Origin of the sequence: Janthinobacterium lyxosi (assembly GCF_051380665.1) — a bacterium.
Classification (GTDB): domain Bacteria; phylum Pseudomonadota; class Gammaproteobacteria; order Burkholderiales; family Burkholderiaceae_D; genus Janthinobacterium.
Genome location: NZ_JBNYXM010000040.1, coordinates 1 through 15,309 on the forward strand (window position 1 = coordinate 1; position 15,309 = coordinate 15,309).

A 15,309-nucleotide genomic window follows, 5' to 3' on the forward strand; every position below is an offset into this window, starting at 1 on the left:
TTAGGCGCTTTGACGCCGTAGGCCCGTGAGGATCCCCCCTATCGTGCTACCCGCTACCAGACCTACTTCGCCCGAATCGCCTGAATCGGGAGGGAGGCGTCCATTTCATTCTCCTGTGGGGTGAAGGTTAGGTTAAACGTCTTACAGGTTACATGTCTTGCTGGAAACGCAGGCGCGAGGCATGCAGCAGGAAGCGGGCGACGATGGCCAGCTCTTCTTCGCTGAAACCTTGCTTCAGTTGTTCATTCAGGCTGTCGAGCAGGGGCAGGGCGGCGGCCAGCACCTCGCCGCCCCTGGGCGACATGTGCAGGGTGCCGGCGCGCGCATCGAGCGCCGACTGGCCGCGCACGATCAGGCCGTTTTCTTCCATGCGCGCCACCAGGCCCGTCACAGCCGAGTTTTTCAATTGCAACAATCGCCCCAGATCCTTCAGCTGGCAGCCTTCCTCGCCCTTCAAGGCAAAAAGGGCGACGACTTGCGTGCCGGAAAACCCCAGTTCGCTGGCGAACACGGCATCGGCCGAGCGAAACAGGTTCTGGCGCGCCAGGTTGAGCAGATTGAACAGCCGCGGCGAACGCTCGCCCAGCGGGCAGGCTGCTGCTGTATCGGAAAGGTCGGGCCGGGGGGAGGTATTGGTACGCATGCGAAGTATACTACTACGTATGCGTAATAAATCAAGCGGATATGGTTAGTCGCGCTGGTGGCGCCCCACATAGCGGGCGCGGGGACGTATCAGGGTCGCGCTGGTAGCTTGCTCGGCGGCGTGCGCGATCCAGCCGGCCGAACGGGCCAGGGTAAACACGCTCATGCCCGCGCCCTCGGGCCAGCCGAACGCCAGCTCCATGGCCGCCAGCGCAAGGTCGGCGTTCGGCTTGGCGCCAAGCAACTCGCCCGCCGCCGTGCACAAAACCAGGATGGCGGCCAGTTGAGGCCGCTCGTGCGACAGCGTCGACAAGATTTCCAGCAAATATGCGGCGCGCGGGTCGCCGTGCGGATACAGCGGATGGCCAAAGCCGGCGAATTCCGGCGCGATGGTCGTGTAATAGGCACCGATGGCGGCGCTGGCGTCTGGCGCGGCCAGCGCCTGCGTCAACATGCGCCGGGCCGCCGCGCTGCCGCCGCCGTGTCTGTCTCCGGACAGAGCCGCCAGCCCGGCACCCAGCGCTGCCGGCAGGCTGGCGCCCGTCGAGGCGACGCAGCGCACGGCAAAGGTCGACGCATTCAATTCATGGTCGGCCAGCAGCACCAGCGCGGCGCGCAGCAATTCAGCCTGCTCCGCGTCGGCTAGCCATGCCTGGGCCAGTTGCCGGTGCAGCGGCTGGGCGGATGGCGCCGCTTGCAGCAGGGCGGCGGCCAGGATGCGCATCAGGGAGGGGCCGGATTGCAGCATGGTTGCGGGGCTGGTCGCAGGTTTGGACGCCAGCATGGCCATGGCAAGCATGGCGCGCGCCAGCGGCGTCGCGTCCGGCGTGCTGGCCAGCCCTTGCGGCAGGGCCCTTGCGTCTTGCTGAAAATAGTCGCTTGCGCCATCGTCCCACAACAGGCTGGCGGCCGCCTCCAGGCTTGCGTGCTGCGCCAGCGCCGTCGCATCGCAGCCCCGGTACAACAATCGTCCGTCAGCAATATGCGAAATCTGCGTCTCCAGCACGGGCAAGCCCCAGTGCATGGCGGCCACGGCCGTCTGGCCGCCCCGCTTGGCGTCATTCCTGCGCGCCGCCAGGCGCAGCACGTCTTCCTGCGGATAGCGCTTGCGGCGCGACGCTCCATTGCTGACGGAGGCCAGCAAACCCCGACTCACATAGGAATACAGGGTGGGCAGGCTGACGCCCAAGAGGCGCGCCGCGTCAAGAGCGGACAGATCATTGTTCATGGCGGCCATTGTAGCGTTTGTCACTTTATATTGATTGATGGAATCAAGATTGACGGGCCGGGTGGCGCTTCACTAGACTGATACCTTTCCAGGAGCCTCCATGAGCACATTGACCATTCGCACCCTGCGTCCGGACGACGCCGCCCCGTTGCTGGCATTCGAGCAAGCCAACCGGGCCTGGTTCGAGCGCCATATCGACCCGCGCCCCGATGATTTTTACAGTATCGACGGCATCCAGGCGCACGTCGCGCAATTCCTGGGCGAGCACCAACAAGGACGCTTGCACCCCTGCGTCATCGTCGACGAGCACGGAGAATTGATCGGGCGCGCCAACCTCAAGGATATCGACGGGCAGGCGCAAACGGCCGAAGTCGGCTACCGCATCGGGGAACAGCAAGCGGGCAAAGGCCTGGCCACGGCCGCACTGCGCTACCTGATTGCCCTGGCGCAAGACGAATGGCGGCTTGCCGGCCTGTGTGCCTACGCCATCGATGGCAATGCGGCTTCGATGCGCGTGCTGGAGCGCTGCGGTTTCGTGCAGGGAATTGCCGTGCCCGATATCGCCATCGTGGCGGGCAACGTCGTCGATGGCCATGCCTACGCGCTGAATTTGCGGGCGGCTGGGGTAGACTCTGCCCTGTGATAAACAAGGTCAGCATATATATATATGAGTTGTGAAAACCCCAAACGCATCATCGTCATCGGCGCCGGCATCGTGGGCGCGTCGCTGGCGTTTCACCTGGCCAAAAAGGGCGCGCAAGTCACCGTAGTCGAGGCGCAAGGCATCGCGTCCGGGGTGACGGGAACATCGTTTGCCTGGATTAACACGTCTTGCGCCTGGCCGGATCCCATTGCGGCACTGCGCGGCGGCGCCATCGCTGCCTACCGCCAGCTGGAAACGCAGGTGCCCGGACTGACGGTGCGCTGGCATGGAGCCTTGTCGTATGGCACGCAGGACGGGCGCGTGTCGCCCGCGTCCATATTGATTGACCGGGCGCGGATTGCCCGGCTTGAACCAAATCTAAGGCAGCCGCCGGAACAAGCGTTGTACGAGCCATCGAGGGCGCCCTCGATGGCGTCGCCGCCACGATGCCTTGCTGGCAGCGGCCCGGGCACTCGGCGCAACGGTCCTCACGCACACGCCCGTGCTGGGCTTTGCAATCCAGGACGCGAAGGTGATGGGCGTGGAAACGGCCACTGGCATCATCGAGGCGGACGTGATCGTCCTTGCGGCAGGCACAGGCACCGCTGCATTGGCCGCGCAAATGGGCGCAAGCCTGCCGATTCACGCCTCGCCCGCCATTTTCATGCGCTACAAGGCGCCACTCGGCCTGGTGCGCGGCATTATTTCCAGCCATGCAATGGAGGTGCGGCAAAACGCGGATGGAACACTGCTGGCAGCGGAAGACTACGTGGATGAGGCGCCGGAAAACCAGCCTGCCGCCATGGCGCAGCGCACGGCCAGCGCGATCCGCAATGAAGTTGAGGGCGCCGAGGCCATCGTCCCGGAACTCGCCTGCATCGGCCTGCGCCCCATGCCCTTTGACGGCGTGCCCGTCATCGGCTATTTGCCGCAAGTGGCCGGCGTGTACGTGTGCGCCATGCATCCGGGCGTGGTGCTGGCGGCCATCGTGGGCCAGCTGGCCAGCGAAGAAATCGTCGATGGACAGCCAGCGTCAGCCCTGGAGGCTTGCCGGCCCGCGCGTTTCCTGGCGTGATCAAGCAGCGCTGATTGAGAAAGCGCAGGCTTACGGCACAGGCGCCACAAACACGGGCAGGATGAACGGTGCTTGCTCCTGTTCATCGCCTTGCTGCGGCGTCCTATATATATAGTGCGCGTTGCGCCAGTCCCTGTGCACCACGCGGTCGACGATCAGTGCCAGATATTGGTCACGGCTTCGTGATTGATGTTATCCGGATCGATCGCCACGGCATCGTCTTTTGCCACGGCGAACCAGTTGTTGATGACAGTTGAGTGAATCGTGTAAAGCTTTCAGTACTTACCTGTAGTGCAGTTTGATGCCGCCAGTTCCAGTTGTGAGTGAGATGGCTGAAGTCTGGTCTCATCTTTCGGACACACCTTCATACTAATGTTTTAATTGCAACTATCATACTGCCTTTGCCATGCCATCAAAATGCAGGTGCCAGCTTTTCCTTCATTAAATTACCGGAGTGACCGCAGTACGCCTTACCCCCTCGGCCCATCCAGCAGCAATTCCGCCAGCCTCGTCGTCAGCCACAAACTCGTCTCGCTGAGTTTTTTGCCGTGAATCGATAAGCGCCGCACCGGCAGGCGCGACAAAGCCAGCGCTGGGCAGGGCACTTCCTGCAAATACCCTTTGTAGTTGTCGTAATTGGCGATATTCAGGGGCAAAATTGCCCAGCCCAGCTCATCCGCGACCATCTCCGCGATGCTGTAAAAGCTGTCGGAGAACCAGACGGCGGGGCTGAAGGCGTGTTCACGGTTGAGTTCGGAATCCATGATCAGCTGGCGGTAGCGGGTCAGCTCGTTGCGGCTCACTTCCTGGCCGTGCGCCATCGGGTGGCCTTTCGCCACGAACACGCCTTGCGCCACGCTGCCGATGTGCTGCTGTTCCAGTATGGGCGAGATGGGGCCGCGGTCAAAATGAAAAGCCACGTCGGCCTGCTGCTGCTCCACGTATTGCGCCACTTCCGACGCCGTGGCGTTGAGCATCACCAGTTCCAGCGCCGGGTAGCGCGCCGCCAACTCCTTCACCAGGGTACTGATGGCCAGGTAGGGCAGGGCTTCATCCAGTGCCAGGGTCAGCTGCGCTTCGGGCGCCTCGCTCAGCAGCTGGGCGCGCAGTTGCAATCGCTCGGCCTGGCGCAGCAGTTCGCACGCTTCCAGGTGCATCACCTTGCCCGCTTCCGTCAGCACGGCGCTGCGGCGCGAACGGTCGAACAATTCCACGCCGAATTCCGCTTCCAGCAAGCCGATCGAGGTGCTGACCACCGATTGGGCGCGGCCCAGCCGGCGCGCCGCGCCCGAAAATGAACCGGCCGCGACAGCCGCTTCAAAGTAGCGCATTTGTTCCAAAGTCCATTGCATGGCATCAACCTATCTGTTTTACAGATGGATTTTAACTTGAATGCCATTCAGGGGCGACATAAAATGCCTTTACTAATTCAATAACACGAGATTCGCCATGAAAAACGCCCAACAGAATACGCCCGCCATCAGCTTCAGCTGGTGTCACGACGCCACCGCCGAAGATGCGCTGTGCAAGTTATATCTTGATAACGTCAGCGCCGACTATATTTCCCATTCGGAGTTGCAGGGCGAACGCGCCGATGCGCCCGGCAACTGGCGCGCAGACTTGCCTGAGGTCATACGTGGCGAAATCCGCGCCGCCCTGTCGCATGACTGGGCGCATGGCGATTCGACCCTGCTGGCCGTGGCTACCTTGGGCGACGCCATCGTCGGCATGGCCCTCGTTTCCATCGACACGCGCCAGCGCGCCTCGAAATCGTTCGCCGCGCTGGACGACCTGGTCTTGCTGCCCTCCGTGCGCGGCAGCGGCATCGGCAGCCAGTTGGTGGAATGGGTTGCCGACGAGCTGCGCAGCCACGGCATCGCCCGTTTATTCCTCGAATGCGGCGCGCACAACCTGACGGCGCAAAAATTCTTCCAGGGCCGCGGTTTCAAGCAAGTCTCCGTCGTCATGCTGCGCGAACTTGACGTAGTCGATGCGGCCGCTGTGGATGACAAGGATGGCGACCGTGGCTGACGCCCGCCGCCCCCGACAAGCCCAGGCCCGTGGCAGCCTGGAACGTAAATATTTGCGCAGCACCAAATTCATCCAAACCGACAGTTGTTAAATAATACATGAGTTGTTTATGCATTCAATGAAAAAATGGCTGACGCTGGCCATCGTCTCCAGCGCCCTGTTCCTGATCGTGGTCGACATGACCGTGCTCTACACCGCCTTGCCCGCGCTGACGCGCGACTTGCAGGCATCCTCCTCGCAAAAACTGTGGATCATCAACGTCTACGCGCTGGTCGTCTCCGGTCTGCTGCCCGGCCTCGGCACCCTCGGTGACCGTTTGAGCCACAAACCCGTTTTCCTTGCCGGCCTGGCCGTGTTCGGCATCGCCTCGCTGTGCGCCGCGTTTTCGCCCGCGCCTGAACTTCTGATTTTTTCGCGCATCCTGCTGGCAATCGGTGCCGCCTTGATGATGCCGGCCACCTTGTCGATCATCCGCCTGACCTTTACGGACAACCGCGAACGCTCGTTCGCCATCGGCGTGTGGGCGGCGATTGCCTCCGGTGGCGCCGCGTTTGGCCCCGTGCTCGGCGGTTTCCTGATGGAACATTACTGGTGGGGTTCCGTCTTTCTGATTAACGTGCCCATCGTGCTGCTGACCCTGGTGCTGGCCGCCGTCATCCTGCCGAAACGGGCCGGTAACCGCGACAAGCCGTGGGATCTGAAGGGCTCGCTGCAAATCATGATGGGGCTGCTGGGTGGCGTGTATGCGATCAAGGAACTGGGCAAGCCGCAGCCGTCGTATGCGCTGGCCGCCGCCTCCTTCGCCGTGGGCGCCTACTTCATGCTGAAATTCGTGCGCCGCCAGAAGCGGCAAGCCAAGCCGTTGATCGACTTCGCCCTGTTCCGCGAACTGCCGTTTTCCAGCGCCGTGGCCGCCGCCATGGTGGCCTCGGCCGCTCTGATCGGCATGGAACTGGCGCTGAGCCAGCACATGCAACTGGTACGTGAATTGTCGCCGTTGGAAGCAGGCTTGCTGTTGTTGCCGCTGCCGCTGGCGTCCGTGTTTGCCGGCCCGCTGACGGGTTTCATGCTGCCGCGCGCCGACAAGGCCAAAGTACTGTGGGGTTCTTTGTTGCTGTCGGGCATCGGCATGGCCTCTTATTTGTTGCTGCATAACGCCGCCGTCTCGGCGCAAGTGGCCAGCCTGGTAATCCTGGGCCTGGGCTTGGGCGCCGTCATGACGGCCGCGTCCAGCGCCGTGATGCTGAACGTGGCGCCGCAGCAAGCCGGCATGGCCGCCTCGATCGAGGAAGTGTCGTATGAACTGGGCGCCGTGATCGGCGTGACGGTGCTGGGCACGATTTTGTCGGCCGTCTACAGCGCCACCCTGGTGATCCCGGAAAGCGCGGGCCTGTTGCCGAATGCGCATGACACCCTCGATGCGGCGCTGCTGGCCGCCGAGCAATTGCCGGCCGAACTGGGCTTGCAAGTGTCGGAACTGGCCCGTTCGGCCTTCGACAAGGCGTTTATTGTCGTGCTGGCGACGGCGTCGGGCATTTTGATGGTCTCGGCCATGGCGCTTCGCCACCTGCATCTGCGGGCACGCCGCGCGATTTAATTGCTCAGTGGCCGATCAACGGCGCCACCTTGTCGCGCAGAATCGTCCATTGGGCATCGAGCACGGCCTGGTTGGGGTCGTGTCCGGCACGTTTCACCAGGGTAAAACTCTTGACCGGCGCCGTGATGCTGTCGAAATACGTGCGCGCGATGGCGGGCGAAGTCAGCAGGTCCGCTTCGCCCATGATGAAAAACACGGGTAATCCAAAGCGCGTGCCCAGCGCAGGCAGGTTCACTGTCGAAAACATGCCATCGCCGCGCATGCCGATGAACTGGATGTACTAGTAATCATCGGCCGCCTCGGCATCTGCCAGGGCTTGCTGCGTGGCGTAGAACGGCGCAGGCTGCCACCAGTGCTTGGGCGGCGCATCCGTTGCCAGGGCTTCATATTTGCGGTCGAAACGGCGCAAGATGCCGAAGTTGCGCGGATCGCGCCATGGTGGCGGACCCAGCGCCGTCAGCTTGTCCACCGTGGGCGCGTCCTGCGCTGCTTGCGCCAGCGCAAGCACTTGCCCGTACATGCCGGTCTCGTTGTCCCGCGCATTGACCACCTGCGCCGTGCCGATATACGCATGGAACAGCTCCGGCTGAGCCTTTGCCATGTGCACGCCCAGAATCGCCCCCCAGGAACTACCCATCAGAATGAATTTATCCTTGCCCAAATGTTGCTGAAGGTAGCGGGCCACGGCGATGCCGTCGTCGCGCATCTGTTCCACGCTCAATGGCACATCTTCCGTCGGCCGCTGTTTCGCATACGTCATGCCGGCGCCGCGCTGGTCCCACTGCACCAGGGTGTAATGGCGTTCCCAGCCCGCGTAGATGGCATCCGCATAAGGACTCAGCGCGTTGCCGGGGCCGCCATGGATGAAGAGGATCACGGGATTGCCGCAGGCCGCGCCCGTGAGCGTGATCCATTGCTCGATGCCATTGATGGGCACGTAGCCCTGTTCGCGCACGGCTTGCGCGGGCGAGGCGCAGATGGACGGCGTGGCGGCCTGCGCCGCGCCGAAACAAGTTAGCAGCAGCAACGCGAGGCGTGTAATGCGCATATCGTCCTCTTCTATCTAGTTGCTGGAAACTACAGCGTACAATCCTGCGCCGCCTTGCCGGCAATAAAGCGGCTGCTGGCCTGTTCAAAGCAGGCGGGCGCCGTCCATAAAAGGAAATGCGGGGCATTCTGCACGGTGGCCAGGGCCACCTTGCCAGCCTTGTTCTGCGTCAAAGCCTGCACTTGCGCCTGCGCGCCCGCGTACGGCGTCTTCGGGTCCAGCGTTCCCTGCAGCGCCAGCATTGGTGGCACTTTCGCCGGCAGGCCTCCGAAGTAGGCATCGCGTGGGTAGGTGGGCAAGCCGCCGCCCAGCAAGATGCGGGGCAGGGGACTGGTAAACAGCAAGTCCGCCTCTTCGCGGTCGAGGTCGATGGCGGCCCAGTTGGGGCGCAACGATGGCTGCAGATTGTTTTCCGAATTGCTGATGATATTGACCAGCGGAATCGACAACGGCGACTGGGGATAGCTGCCCAGGCTGGCCGCCGCCTGCGTCAAGGTGGCGCGCACGGCCGTCAATTCGCCATCCTTACCCTGGTCCAGGTCCTGCAGCAGGTACGGAATGCGGGCGCGGGCGGCCGGCACGTCGAGCATGCCGCCCATAAAATGCTTGAGGTTCTTGCCGGGGATCTTCGCCAGCAGGGTGGAATCGGCTTGCGCCTTGTCCAGCACGCGGCGGTACAGCGACTCAGCCCCTTCGCCCAGCGCCGCATGACAAGCCGCATCCGCATCGCAGCGGGCCAGCACCTGCATGCCGACGGCATTGACCACCTGCGAGCGCTGGCTCAAGTCCCAGCGCGCATCCGTTTGCGGCGGCACCAGCGAGTCGAGGATGACGCCCTTGACGACCAGCGGCCCCAACTGCAAGGTGCGCAAGACCAGCTGCGTGCCATACGACACGCCATATACATAGACGGGGGGCTTCTTGCCACCCCTTTCGTTTTCTATCAGCGCCTTCAAGTCGCGCGCCGCCATGGTGATGGAAAACTGGCCCGCGTATTCCGGCATCAGATTGATGCCGGCAAAGCAACTGGCCCATTCGGCGCCCGCCAGCGCGCGGCCGCCCGGGCTTTGTTCGGACTCTTCCACCTTGCACAGGCGCGACGAGTGACCCGTGCCCCGGTGGTCGGGGATCAGGAATTCAAAACCGGGAAAGCTGCGGCGCAAGGTGGGCAGCAGGCTGTAGAACGAAGCGCCCGATTCGCCGGGACCGCCCGCCACCAGCCACAGGGTACCCTTGGCGGGTTTGCCGGCCGCCACGTCGGCGGCAATCTTGCGCACGAAGACGTGCATGGCATCCGCGTCGCCGATGGCGCGGCCCTGCGCATCGTAGCTGCCGGGCACGTTCAAGCCCGAGCACAGGCTGCCGGGAACAGCCGTATCGGAACAGGGCGTGACAAACAGGGGTTCGGCGTGCAGGCTGGCGCTGGCAATAAGGGTGGCAAGTGGGGCGGTCAGCAGGGTCAAGCGGAACAGAAAGGTCATCGGCTACTTTGGCGGCGGTGGAGAACAGCCGCCAAAGTAGCGTTTTTTACACCAATTGTCCAGATGGAACTATTTCTGGAGGGATTTAGTTGCGCCTATTACGCAGCAAGCGCAAACCGTTGGCCACCACCAGCAGGCTGGCGCCCACGTCCGCGAACACGGCCATCCACAGGGTCGCCGTGCCGGCCAGGGCCAGGCCGAAGAAGACGGCCTTGATGCCGATGGCAAAGCTGATGTTTTGCACGAGGATGCTGCGCGTGCGCTGGCTCAGGGCTATGAATTCGGGCACTTTGCCCAGTTCATCGTCCATCAGGGCCACGTCCGCCGTTTCGATGGCCGTGTCGCTGCCGGCCGCGCCCATGGCAAAGCCGATGTCGGCCTGCGCCAGGGCAGGGGCATCGTTGACGCCGTCGCCCAGCATGGCCACCACGCCGAACTGCTGCTGCAAGGCCTTGATCTCGTCCAGTTTATTTTCCGGCAGCAATTCCGCCTTGACCAGGCTGACACCGACCTCGGCCGCGATGCGCTGCGCCGTCAGCAGGTTGTCTCCCGTCAGCATCACGGTGGTCACGCCCAGCGCATTCAATTTGGCGATGGCAGACGCCGCCGTCGGGCGCAGCACGTCGGCCACGGCGATCACGCCCAGCGCGCCGGCTTCGGTCGCCAGCACCATGGCCGTGTAGGCTTGCTGTTCCAGCCGCGCCAGGATGGCTTGCAGTTCCGGGCTCAGCACCTTGAGTTCCGCCATCAGGCGCGCATTGCCCAGATAATAGGTCTGGCCAGCGATATCGCCTTGCACGCCGCGCCCATGCAGGGCGACAAACTGGGTGACGGGCAAGTGGCTGCTGGCGGGCGGACCCGCCTTGACGATGGCGGCGGCCAGTGGGTGGGCGGAATTGGCATCCAGGCTGGCGGCCAGCTGCAGGATGGCGTCGCGGCTGCTGCCTTCCAATGCGACCACGTCGGTGACGGCCGGTTTGCCCATGGTCAGGGTGCCCGTCTTGTCGACGGCGATGGCCTTGATGCGATAGCCCGTTTCCAGGAATTGCCCGCCTTTCACTAAAATGCCGCGCCGTGCGGCCGCCGTCAGGCCACTGACCACCGTGACGGGCGTGGAAATGACGAGAGCGCACGGGCAAGCGATCACCAGCATCACCAAGGCCTTGTAGACCCAGGCCATAAAGGGTGCGCCCAGCAGCAAAGGCGGCAGCACGGCCACCAGGATGGCGAACACGACCACGGCCGGCGTGTAGTAGCGGGCGAAATTGTCGACAAAGCGCTGCGTGGGCGCCTGTTTTCCCTGCGTTTCCTCGATCACCTTGACGATTTTTGCCAGGGTGCTGTTGCCGCTGTTGGCCGTCACGGTAACGTCGAGCAGACCCCGTTCATTGATGGTGCCCGCATACACGACGTCGCCCACAGCTTTGTCCACCGGCATGCTTTCACCCGTGATCGGCGCCTGGTTGACGGACGATGCGCCGCTGGCCACCACGCCGTCGAGCGCGATGCGCTCGCCCGGTTTGACGCGCATGAGGGTGCCGATAGCCACCGTGGCCACGCTTACCGGCTGCCAGGCGCCGCTGGCATCGGCGACCGTCGCCGTGTCGGGCGCCAGCTGCATCAGGCTGTGCACGGCATTGCGCGCGCGGTTCAGGGACAAGCCTTCGATCAGCTCGGCGATGGCGAACAGGAAGATGACCATGGCCGCTTCCGGCCACTGGCCGATGGCGATGGCGCCGAAGACCGCCAGGCTCATCAGGAAATTGATGTTCAGGGTGAACGTTTTCAGGGCGATCCAGCCCTTTTTCAGGGTTGGCCAGCCACCCGTGGCGATCGACAGCAGGGCCAGGGCGATGACGAGGGGTGAACTGTCTTCATGCGTGGTCCACGCCAGCGCCTCGGCGCCGGCAGCGGCCAGGCCGGAAACCACCAGCAAGCCTTTTTGCAGGCCGGACAGGCTGCCTTCGTCCGGATCGCGCGCGACGGCAACGTTCGCCTCCATGGGAATCGCCTGCATGCCGATGCCGTGCAGGGCCGCTTCCACCGTGGCCAGTGTAGGCAGGGTGTGATGCACGTCGAGTACCCGATTCATCAGGTTGAAATCGAGGCCCACCACGCCCGCCATATTGGCCAGCTTGTTGCGGATCAAGCGCTCTTCCGTAGGGCAATCCATGTTCGCGATGCGGTATTTTGCCGTGTTCGCGCCGGCGATGGGGGCGCTCGGCAACGCTGGGCCGGATGGCGCGGCAGGCGTGGACGAGCACGCATGCTGGCTGGAGCAGCAGCTGGCTGCCTTGGGCGCAGGGCTGGGCGCGTGCGCATGCTTGTGCTCATGGTCATGCTTATGGTCGTGGTCGTGCGCGTGGTTATGGCTATCGTGCGGCATCGCATCATCCTTCTGAATTGGTGTATGCTTCCATTAGAAACCCTGTAGCCGCTACAGGGTCAAGCGGAATTTGCACGACAGAATGAAAAGGGGATGCCATGCGTATCGGAGAACTGGCCAAACGGACAGATTGTGACGTGGAAACCGTGCGTTACTATGAAAAGGCGGGCTTGCTGCAGGAACCGGGCCGCAACAGCGCCGGCTACCGCGAATACCGCGAAGAACACCAGGAACGGCTGCAATTCATCCGCCATTGCCGCTCCTTGCAGATCGGCTTGACCGATATCCGCGCCTTGCTGGAATTTAAGAACAACCCTGCCGAAGGTTGCCAGAGCGTCAATGAATTGCTCGACCACCATATCTTGCGCATCGCCGAGCAAATGGCAAACTTGCAAACCTTGCAGCAGCAACTGGTGACCCTGCGCCACCAGTGCGACCAGCCGCAGCCGTCGCAAGACTGCGCGATTTTGCAAAACCTGTCCGAGGCGGCCAGCGGCCACGACTGCGCCTGCCATACCGAACTTCATTGATATGATTGCTGCATGCTGAAACTGTTGCCTAAAAAAACTTTACTGACCTTATCCCTGCTGTCGCCGCTGAGCCATGCGGCCGATGCGCCTGCCACCGCCGGCCACTACCTGACCCTGTACGCCGTACCCGGCGTGCCACAAGACGATGACCCCTACACCTGGAGCACGGCTGGCGGCAAGCAACTGACAAAAGGCGTGACCAAGGCGGACGGCCGCGCCTATGTCAAGGGGGAAGAGGGCGAAGAAAACTATATTTTGAAAACCGTCAGCATGCGCTGGCAACTGAAGGTGCCCGCCCAGTGCTGGCAGGGTGCGCCGGAAGCATTCCAGCAATGCATGCAACTGGCCAAAACCACCAGCCGCTATGACGAAGAGCAAGATGCGCTCAAGTTGGCGGAGCAGCAAAAAGACGTCAAGATGCAGGCCAGAATCGCCGCCTATGCCGTGGCGGCCCGCGCCAACGACGATGCGCTGGCCTGGCTGGGGCGCGTGCCGTCGAACTGGACAATAGAGAGCTATGGCACGCGCCTGCTGCGCATCGGCGACAAGGTAGCCGCGCAGATTAGCAACGCGCTCAAGGATGGCGGGCCAGATGCGCGCCAGTTCGTCTGCCGCGCGCCCGACCACTACGGTCCCGTGCCGAACCAGGCCGCTGTTGACGCCTGGATAGGCGCGCCGCGCGCCGTGCGTAGCGTACGCTCCGGTCCCGCCTGGCATGCGCTGGTGGCGGCTGGTGAAAAGGGCAACTGGATGGCCCGGCTGGAACTGTATTACACCTTGTCCAGCGTGAATGTCAGCGAGCTGAGCCTGCTGGAACAGTACCGCATCGTGCAATTGATGGAATGGCTGCACAAGAAGCAGGTGGGCGGCCTGTATAGCTACTTCAGCGCCAGTATGCCGGCCGCGCCCGGCAATTCCCGCAGCGCTACCTGGCGCATGCAGGACCAGGCCTCGCTGTATGCGGCCATGCTGGGCAGTTACGATGACCAGAACAGCAGGGGCAGGGTTTTGCAGGCGGAATCGGACACGGCACTGGCCGAAGCGGGCAATAACATGCTGGCCTGCGCCAAGGCCGCGTTGCCGAAACGGCACTAACGCGGCAGCAGCGGCGGGCCACCGTCGCCCAGGCGGAAGGCGTCGACTACCCTGAGCAAGTCATGCGCCTGGTCCTGCATGCTTTGCGCGGCGGCGGCCGACTGTTCGACCAGGGCGGCATTGCGCTGGGTCAATTCGTCCATTTCCGTGATGGCATTGTTGACTTCCTCGATGCCCTTGCTCTGGCGCTGGCTGGCCGCCGTGATGTCGTTCATGATTTCCGTCACCTGCTGGACGGAAGCGACAATATCTCCCATGGTGCGCCCGGCGCTGTCGGCCAGCTCGCTGCCCGTTTCTATCCTGGCAACGGAATCCTCGATCAGCTGCTTGATTTCGCGCGCCGCCGTGGCCGAACGCTGCGCCAGGCCCCGTACTTCCGTGGCGACGACGGCAAAGCCGCGGCCCTGTTCGCCCGCGCGCGCCGCTTCCACGGCCGCGTTCAAGGCGAGGATATTGGTCTGGAAAGCGATGCCGTCGATGACGGCGATGATATCGACGATGCGCCCGGAACTGGCCTTGATCGAGCCCATCGTCTCGACCACCTGGCCCACCACGCGGCCGCCTTCCAGCGCCACGTTCGAGGTCGACAGCACCATCTGGTTGGCCTGGTGCGCATGGCTGGCGTTGTCGCGCACGGTATCGGTCAAGACATGCATGGACGTTGCCGTTTCCTGCAAGGAATGAGCTTGCGACTCGGTGCGGGCCGACAAGTCTGCATTGCCGAGCGCGATTTCACTCGCTTCCACCGTGATGGTGGAGCCCGCCTGGCGTATCTCGCCCAATAAAGTGTTCCAGTTTTTCAGCACGGTGGCCAGCGCCCGCAACAGCTTGCCCACCTCGTCGTCGCCCCGGGCATCGAGGCGCATGGTCAGGTCGCCCGCAGCCAGGCTTTCGGCGGCGCGGCTAGCCTCGTCGATGGGGCCTACCACGGAGCGCGCCACCCAGATGGCGATCAAGGCGAGCAGGGCAAAGCCCACAGCCATGGTGCCCAGCGACAGCCAGCCGGCGCGCTGGCCCGCATTTTTCGTCTCCTGCAGCGCATCGACAGTGTGGTGGTCCAGGTTCAGCAGCACCTGGCGCAGCTGCCCGCGCACTTGCTGGTAGTGCGTGGCGGCATTTTGCATTGCGGCCACGCCCGTATTCGGGTCCATCGAGGCCAGGTCCAGCGCCTGCGTCACGCTGGCGCGGTAGCGCTCGATGCCCGGCAACGCCTGCGCCGCTTCCGTGGCGGCGCCCGAGAATTGCTTGAGTTCCGTCAAGCCTTGCGCGATGGCGTTCAGCTGGCCATCCGTTTGCGCGCCGAATTGCTTGAATTGCTCGTCCGACAGGCTGGCGGCAATGGCAATCTTCGCATACACATCGGCATGCACCTGGCCCAGAGCAATGGCTTGCTGGTTGGCAAGCCGCTCGGCCGTCAGGGTGACGTCTTTCAGTTCGCGCATGCGCTGCTCGTTCTGCTGCATGGCGAAGTACGACAAAGCCCCCATGGCCAGCAGGCAAGCCAGCGCGAGCACCGGGACGATCAACATCTTCTGTGCGATTTTCATTGAGGC

General features: G+C 63.3%; 14 protein-coding genes and 1 pseudogene. 7 read left to right on the forward strand and 8 right to left on the reverse strand.

What is annotated here, in order from left to right:
* Window positions 1-148: 148 nt before the first annotated feature.
* The gene (locus ACQ4WP_RS25985; protein ID WP_436525694.1) at window positions 149-643 is read right to left on the reverse strand and encodes a MarR family winged helix-turn-helix transcriptional regulator; all 495 of its coding nucleotides are present in this window, start codon (window positions 641-643) and stop codon (window positions 149-151) included.
* Window positions 644-688: 45 nt separating this feature from the next.
* Window positions 689-1,894, reverse strand: a complete 1,206-nt coding sequence (locus ACQ4WP_RS25990; protein WP_436525696.1) for a citrate synthase — start codon at window positions 1,892-1,894, stop codon at window positions 689-691.
* 76 nt (window positions 1,895-1,970) lie between these two features.
* Here ACQ4WP_RS25990 and ACQ4WP_RS25995 point away from each other — a divergent pair, with 76 nt between their 5' ends.
* The 3 genes and pseudogenes from ACQ4WP_RS25995 to ACQ4WP_RS26005 all read left to right on the forward strand — a co-directional run bounded on the left by ACQ4WP_RS25995 (window position 1,971) and on the right by ACQ4WP_RS26005 (window position 3,588).
* Window positions 1,971-2,513: a GNAT family N-acetyltransferase gene (locus tag ACQ4WP_RS25995; RefSeq protein ID WP_436525698.1), complete on the forward strand. Its 543-nt coding sequence runs from the start codon at window positions 1,971-1,973 to the stop codon at window positions 2,511-2,513.
* A 24-nt stretch (window positions 2,514-2,537) separates the two neighbouring features.
* Window positions 2,538-2,918: pseudogene (locus tag ACQ4WP_RS26000) on the forward strand (NAD(P)/FAD-dependent oxidoreductase); the annotation flags it as partial.
* A gap of 46 nt (window positions 2,919-2,964) precedes the next feature.
* Window positions 2,965-3,588 carry an NAD(P)/FAD-dependent oxidoreductase gene (locus tag ACQ4WP_RS26005; RefSeq protein WP_436525700.1) on the forward strand — a complete coding sequence of 208 codons (624 nt, stop codon included), beginning with the start codon at window positions 2,965-2,967 and terminating at the stop codon, window positions 3,586-3,588.
* Window positions 3,589-4,058: 470 nt separating this feature from the next.
* Here the strand turns inward: ACQ4WP_RS26005 and ACQ4WP_RS26010 are convergent, their stop codons facing one another.
* Entirely contained in the window at window positions 4,059-4,940 is an 882-nt protein-coding gene (locus ACQ4WP_RS26010) for a LysR family transcriptional regulator (RefSeq protein WP_436525702.1), read from the reverse strand.
* 97 nt (window positions 4,941-5,037) lie between these two features.
* Here ACQ4WP_RS26010 and ACQ4WP_RS26015 point away from each other — a divergent pair, with 97 nt between their 5' ends.
* Together ACQ4WP_RS26015 and ACQ4WP_RS26020 are read left to right on the forward strand one after the other, a co-directional pair.
* Window positions 5,038-5,619 (forward strand): GNAT family N-acetyltransferase, encoded by a 582-nt coding sequence (locus ACQ4WP_RS26015; protein WP_436525704.1) that lies wholly within the window; start codon window positions 5,038-5,040, stop codon window positions 5,617-5,619.
* A 118-nt stretch (window positions 5,620-5,737) separates the two neighbouring features.
* Window positions 5,738-7,216 (forward strand): MFS transporter, encoded by a 1,479-nt coding sequence (locus ACQ4WP_RS26020; protein ID WP_436525772.1) that lies wholly within the window; start codon window positions 5,738-5,740, stop codon window positions 7,214-7,216.
* 4 nt (window positions 7,217-7,220) lie between these two features.
* On the opposite strand, the gene ACQ4WP_RS26025 is transcribed toward ACQ4WP_RS26020, so the two are convergent.
* From ACQ4WP_RS26025 to ACQ4WP_RS26040, 4 genes are all read right to left on the reverse strand, one after another.
* Window positions 7,221-7,463 (reverse strand): hypothetical protein, encoded by a 243-nt coding sequence (locus ACQ4WP_RS26025; RefSeq protein ID WP_436525706.1) that lies wholly within the window; start codon window positions 7,461-7,463, stop codon window positions 7,221-7,223.
* Between the two features lie 33 nt (window positions 7,464-7,496).
* A complete protein-coding gene (locus ACQ4WP_RS26030) occupies window positions 7,497-8,264 on the reverse strand; it encodes an alpha/beta fold hydrolase (RefSeq protein ID WP_436525708.1) in 768 nt (255 codons plus the stop codon).
* 29 nt (window positions 8,265-8,293) lie between these two features.
* Window positions 8,294-9,745: an alpha/beta hydrolase gene (locus ACQ4WP_RS26035; protein ID WP_436525710.1), complete on the reverse strand. Its 1,452-nt coding sequence runs from the start codon at window positions 9,743-9,745 to the stop codon at window positions 8,294-8,296.
* Window positions 9,746-9,830: 85 nt separating this feature from the next.
* Window positions 9,831-12,131, reverse strand: a complete 2,301-nt coding sequence (locus ACQ4WP_RS26040) for a heavy metal translocating P-type ATPase (protein WP_436525712.1) — start codon at window positions 12,129-12,131, stop codon at window positions 9,831-9,833.
* A 98-nt stretch (window positions 12,132-12,229) separates the two neighbouring features.
* On the opposite strand from ACQ4WP_RS26040, the gene cadR reads away from it, so the two are divergent.
* Window positions 12,230-12,661, forward strand: coding sequence for a Cd(II)/Pb(II)-responsive transcriptional regulator (gene cadR, locus ACQ4WP_RS26045; protein ID WP_034787498.1), 432 nt, complete (start codon window positions 12,230-12,232; stop codon window positions 12,659-12,661).
* 12 nt (window positions 12,662-12,673) lie between these two features.
* Window positions 12,674-13,756 carry a hypothetical protein gene (locus tag ACQ4WP_RS26050; RefSeq protein ID WP_436525714.1) on the forward strand — a complete coding sequence of 361 codons (1,083 nt, stop codon included), beginning with the start codon at window positions 12,674-12,676 and terminating at the stop codon, window positions 13,754-13,756.
* On the opposite strand, the gene ACQ4WP_RS26055 is transcribed toward ACQ4WP_RS26050, so the two are convergent.
* Window positions 13,753-15,303 (reverse strand): methyl-accepting chemotaxis protein, encoded by a 1,551-nt coding sequence (locus ACQ4WP_RS26055; RefSeq protein ID WP_436525716.1) that lies wholly within the window; start codon window positions 15,301-15,303, stop codon window positions 13,753-13,755. The genes ACQ4WP_RS26050 and ACQ4WP_RS26055 overlap by 4 nt on opposite strands.
* Window positions 15,304-15,309 lie beyond the last annotated feature (6 nt).

Coding starts and splice junctions, on each gene's coding strand:
- ACQ4WP_RS25985 (WP_436525694.1), bottom strand. CDS start 643: ATGCGTACCAATACCTCCCCCCGGCCCGACCTTTCCGATACAGCAGCA.
- ACQ4WP_RS25995 (WP_436525698.1), top strand. CDS start 1,971: ATGAGCACATTGACCATTCGCACCCTGCGTCCGGACGACGCCGCCCCG.
- ACQ4WP_RS26010 (WP_436525702.1), bottom strand. CDS start 4,940: ATGCAATGGACTTTGGAACAAATGCGCTACTTTGAAGCGGCTGTCGCG.
- ACQ4WP_RS26015 (WP_436525704.1), top strand. CDS start 5,038: ATGAAAAACGCCCAACAGAATACGCCCGCCATCAGCTTCAGCTGGTGT.
- ACQ4WP_RS26020 (WP_436525772.1), top strand. CDS start 5,738: ATGAAAAAATGGCTGACGCTGGCCATCGTCTCCAGCGCCCTGTTCCTG.
- ACQ4WP_RS26025 (WP_436525706.1), bottom strand. CDS start 7,463: ATGTTTTCGACAGTGAACCTGCCTGCGCTGGGCACGCGCTTTGGATTA.
- ACQ4WP_RS26030 (WP_436525708.1), bottom strand. CDS start 8,264: ATGCGCATTACACGCCTCGCGTTGCTGCTGCTAACTTGTTTCGGCGCG.
- ACQ4WP_RS26035 (WP_436525710.1), bottom strand. CDS start 9,745: ATGACCTTTCTGTTCCGCTTGACCCTGCTGACCGCCCCACTTGCCACC.
- ACQ4WP_RS26040 (WP_436525712.1), bottom strand. CDS start 12,131: ATGCCGCACGATAGCCATAACCACGCGCACGACCACGACCATAAGCAT.
- cadR (WP_034787498.1), top strand. CDS start 12,230: ATGCGTATCGGAGAACTGGCCAAACGGACAGATTGTGACGTGGAAACC.
- ACQ4WP_RS26050 (WP_436525714.1), top strand. CDS start 12,674: ATGCTGAAACTGTTGCCTAAAAAAACTTTACTGACCTTATCCCTGCTG.
- ACQ4WP_RS26055 (WP_436525716.1), bottom strand. CDS start 15,303: ATGAAAATCGCACAGAAGATGTTGATCGTCCCGGTGCTCGCGCTGGCT.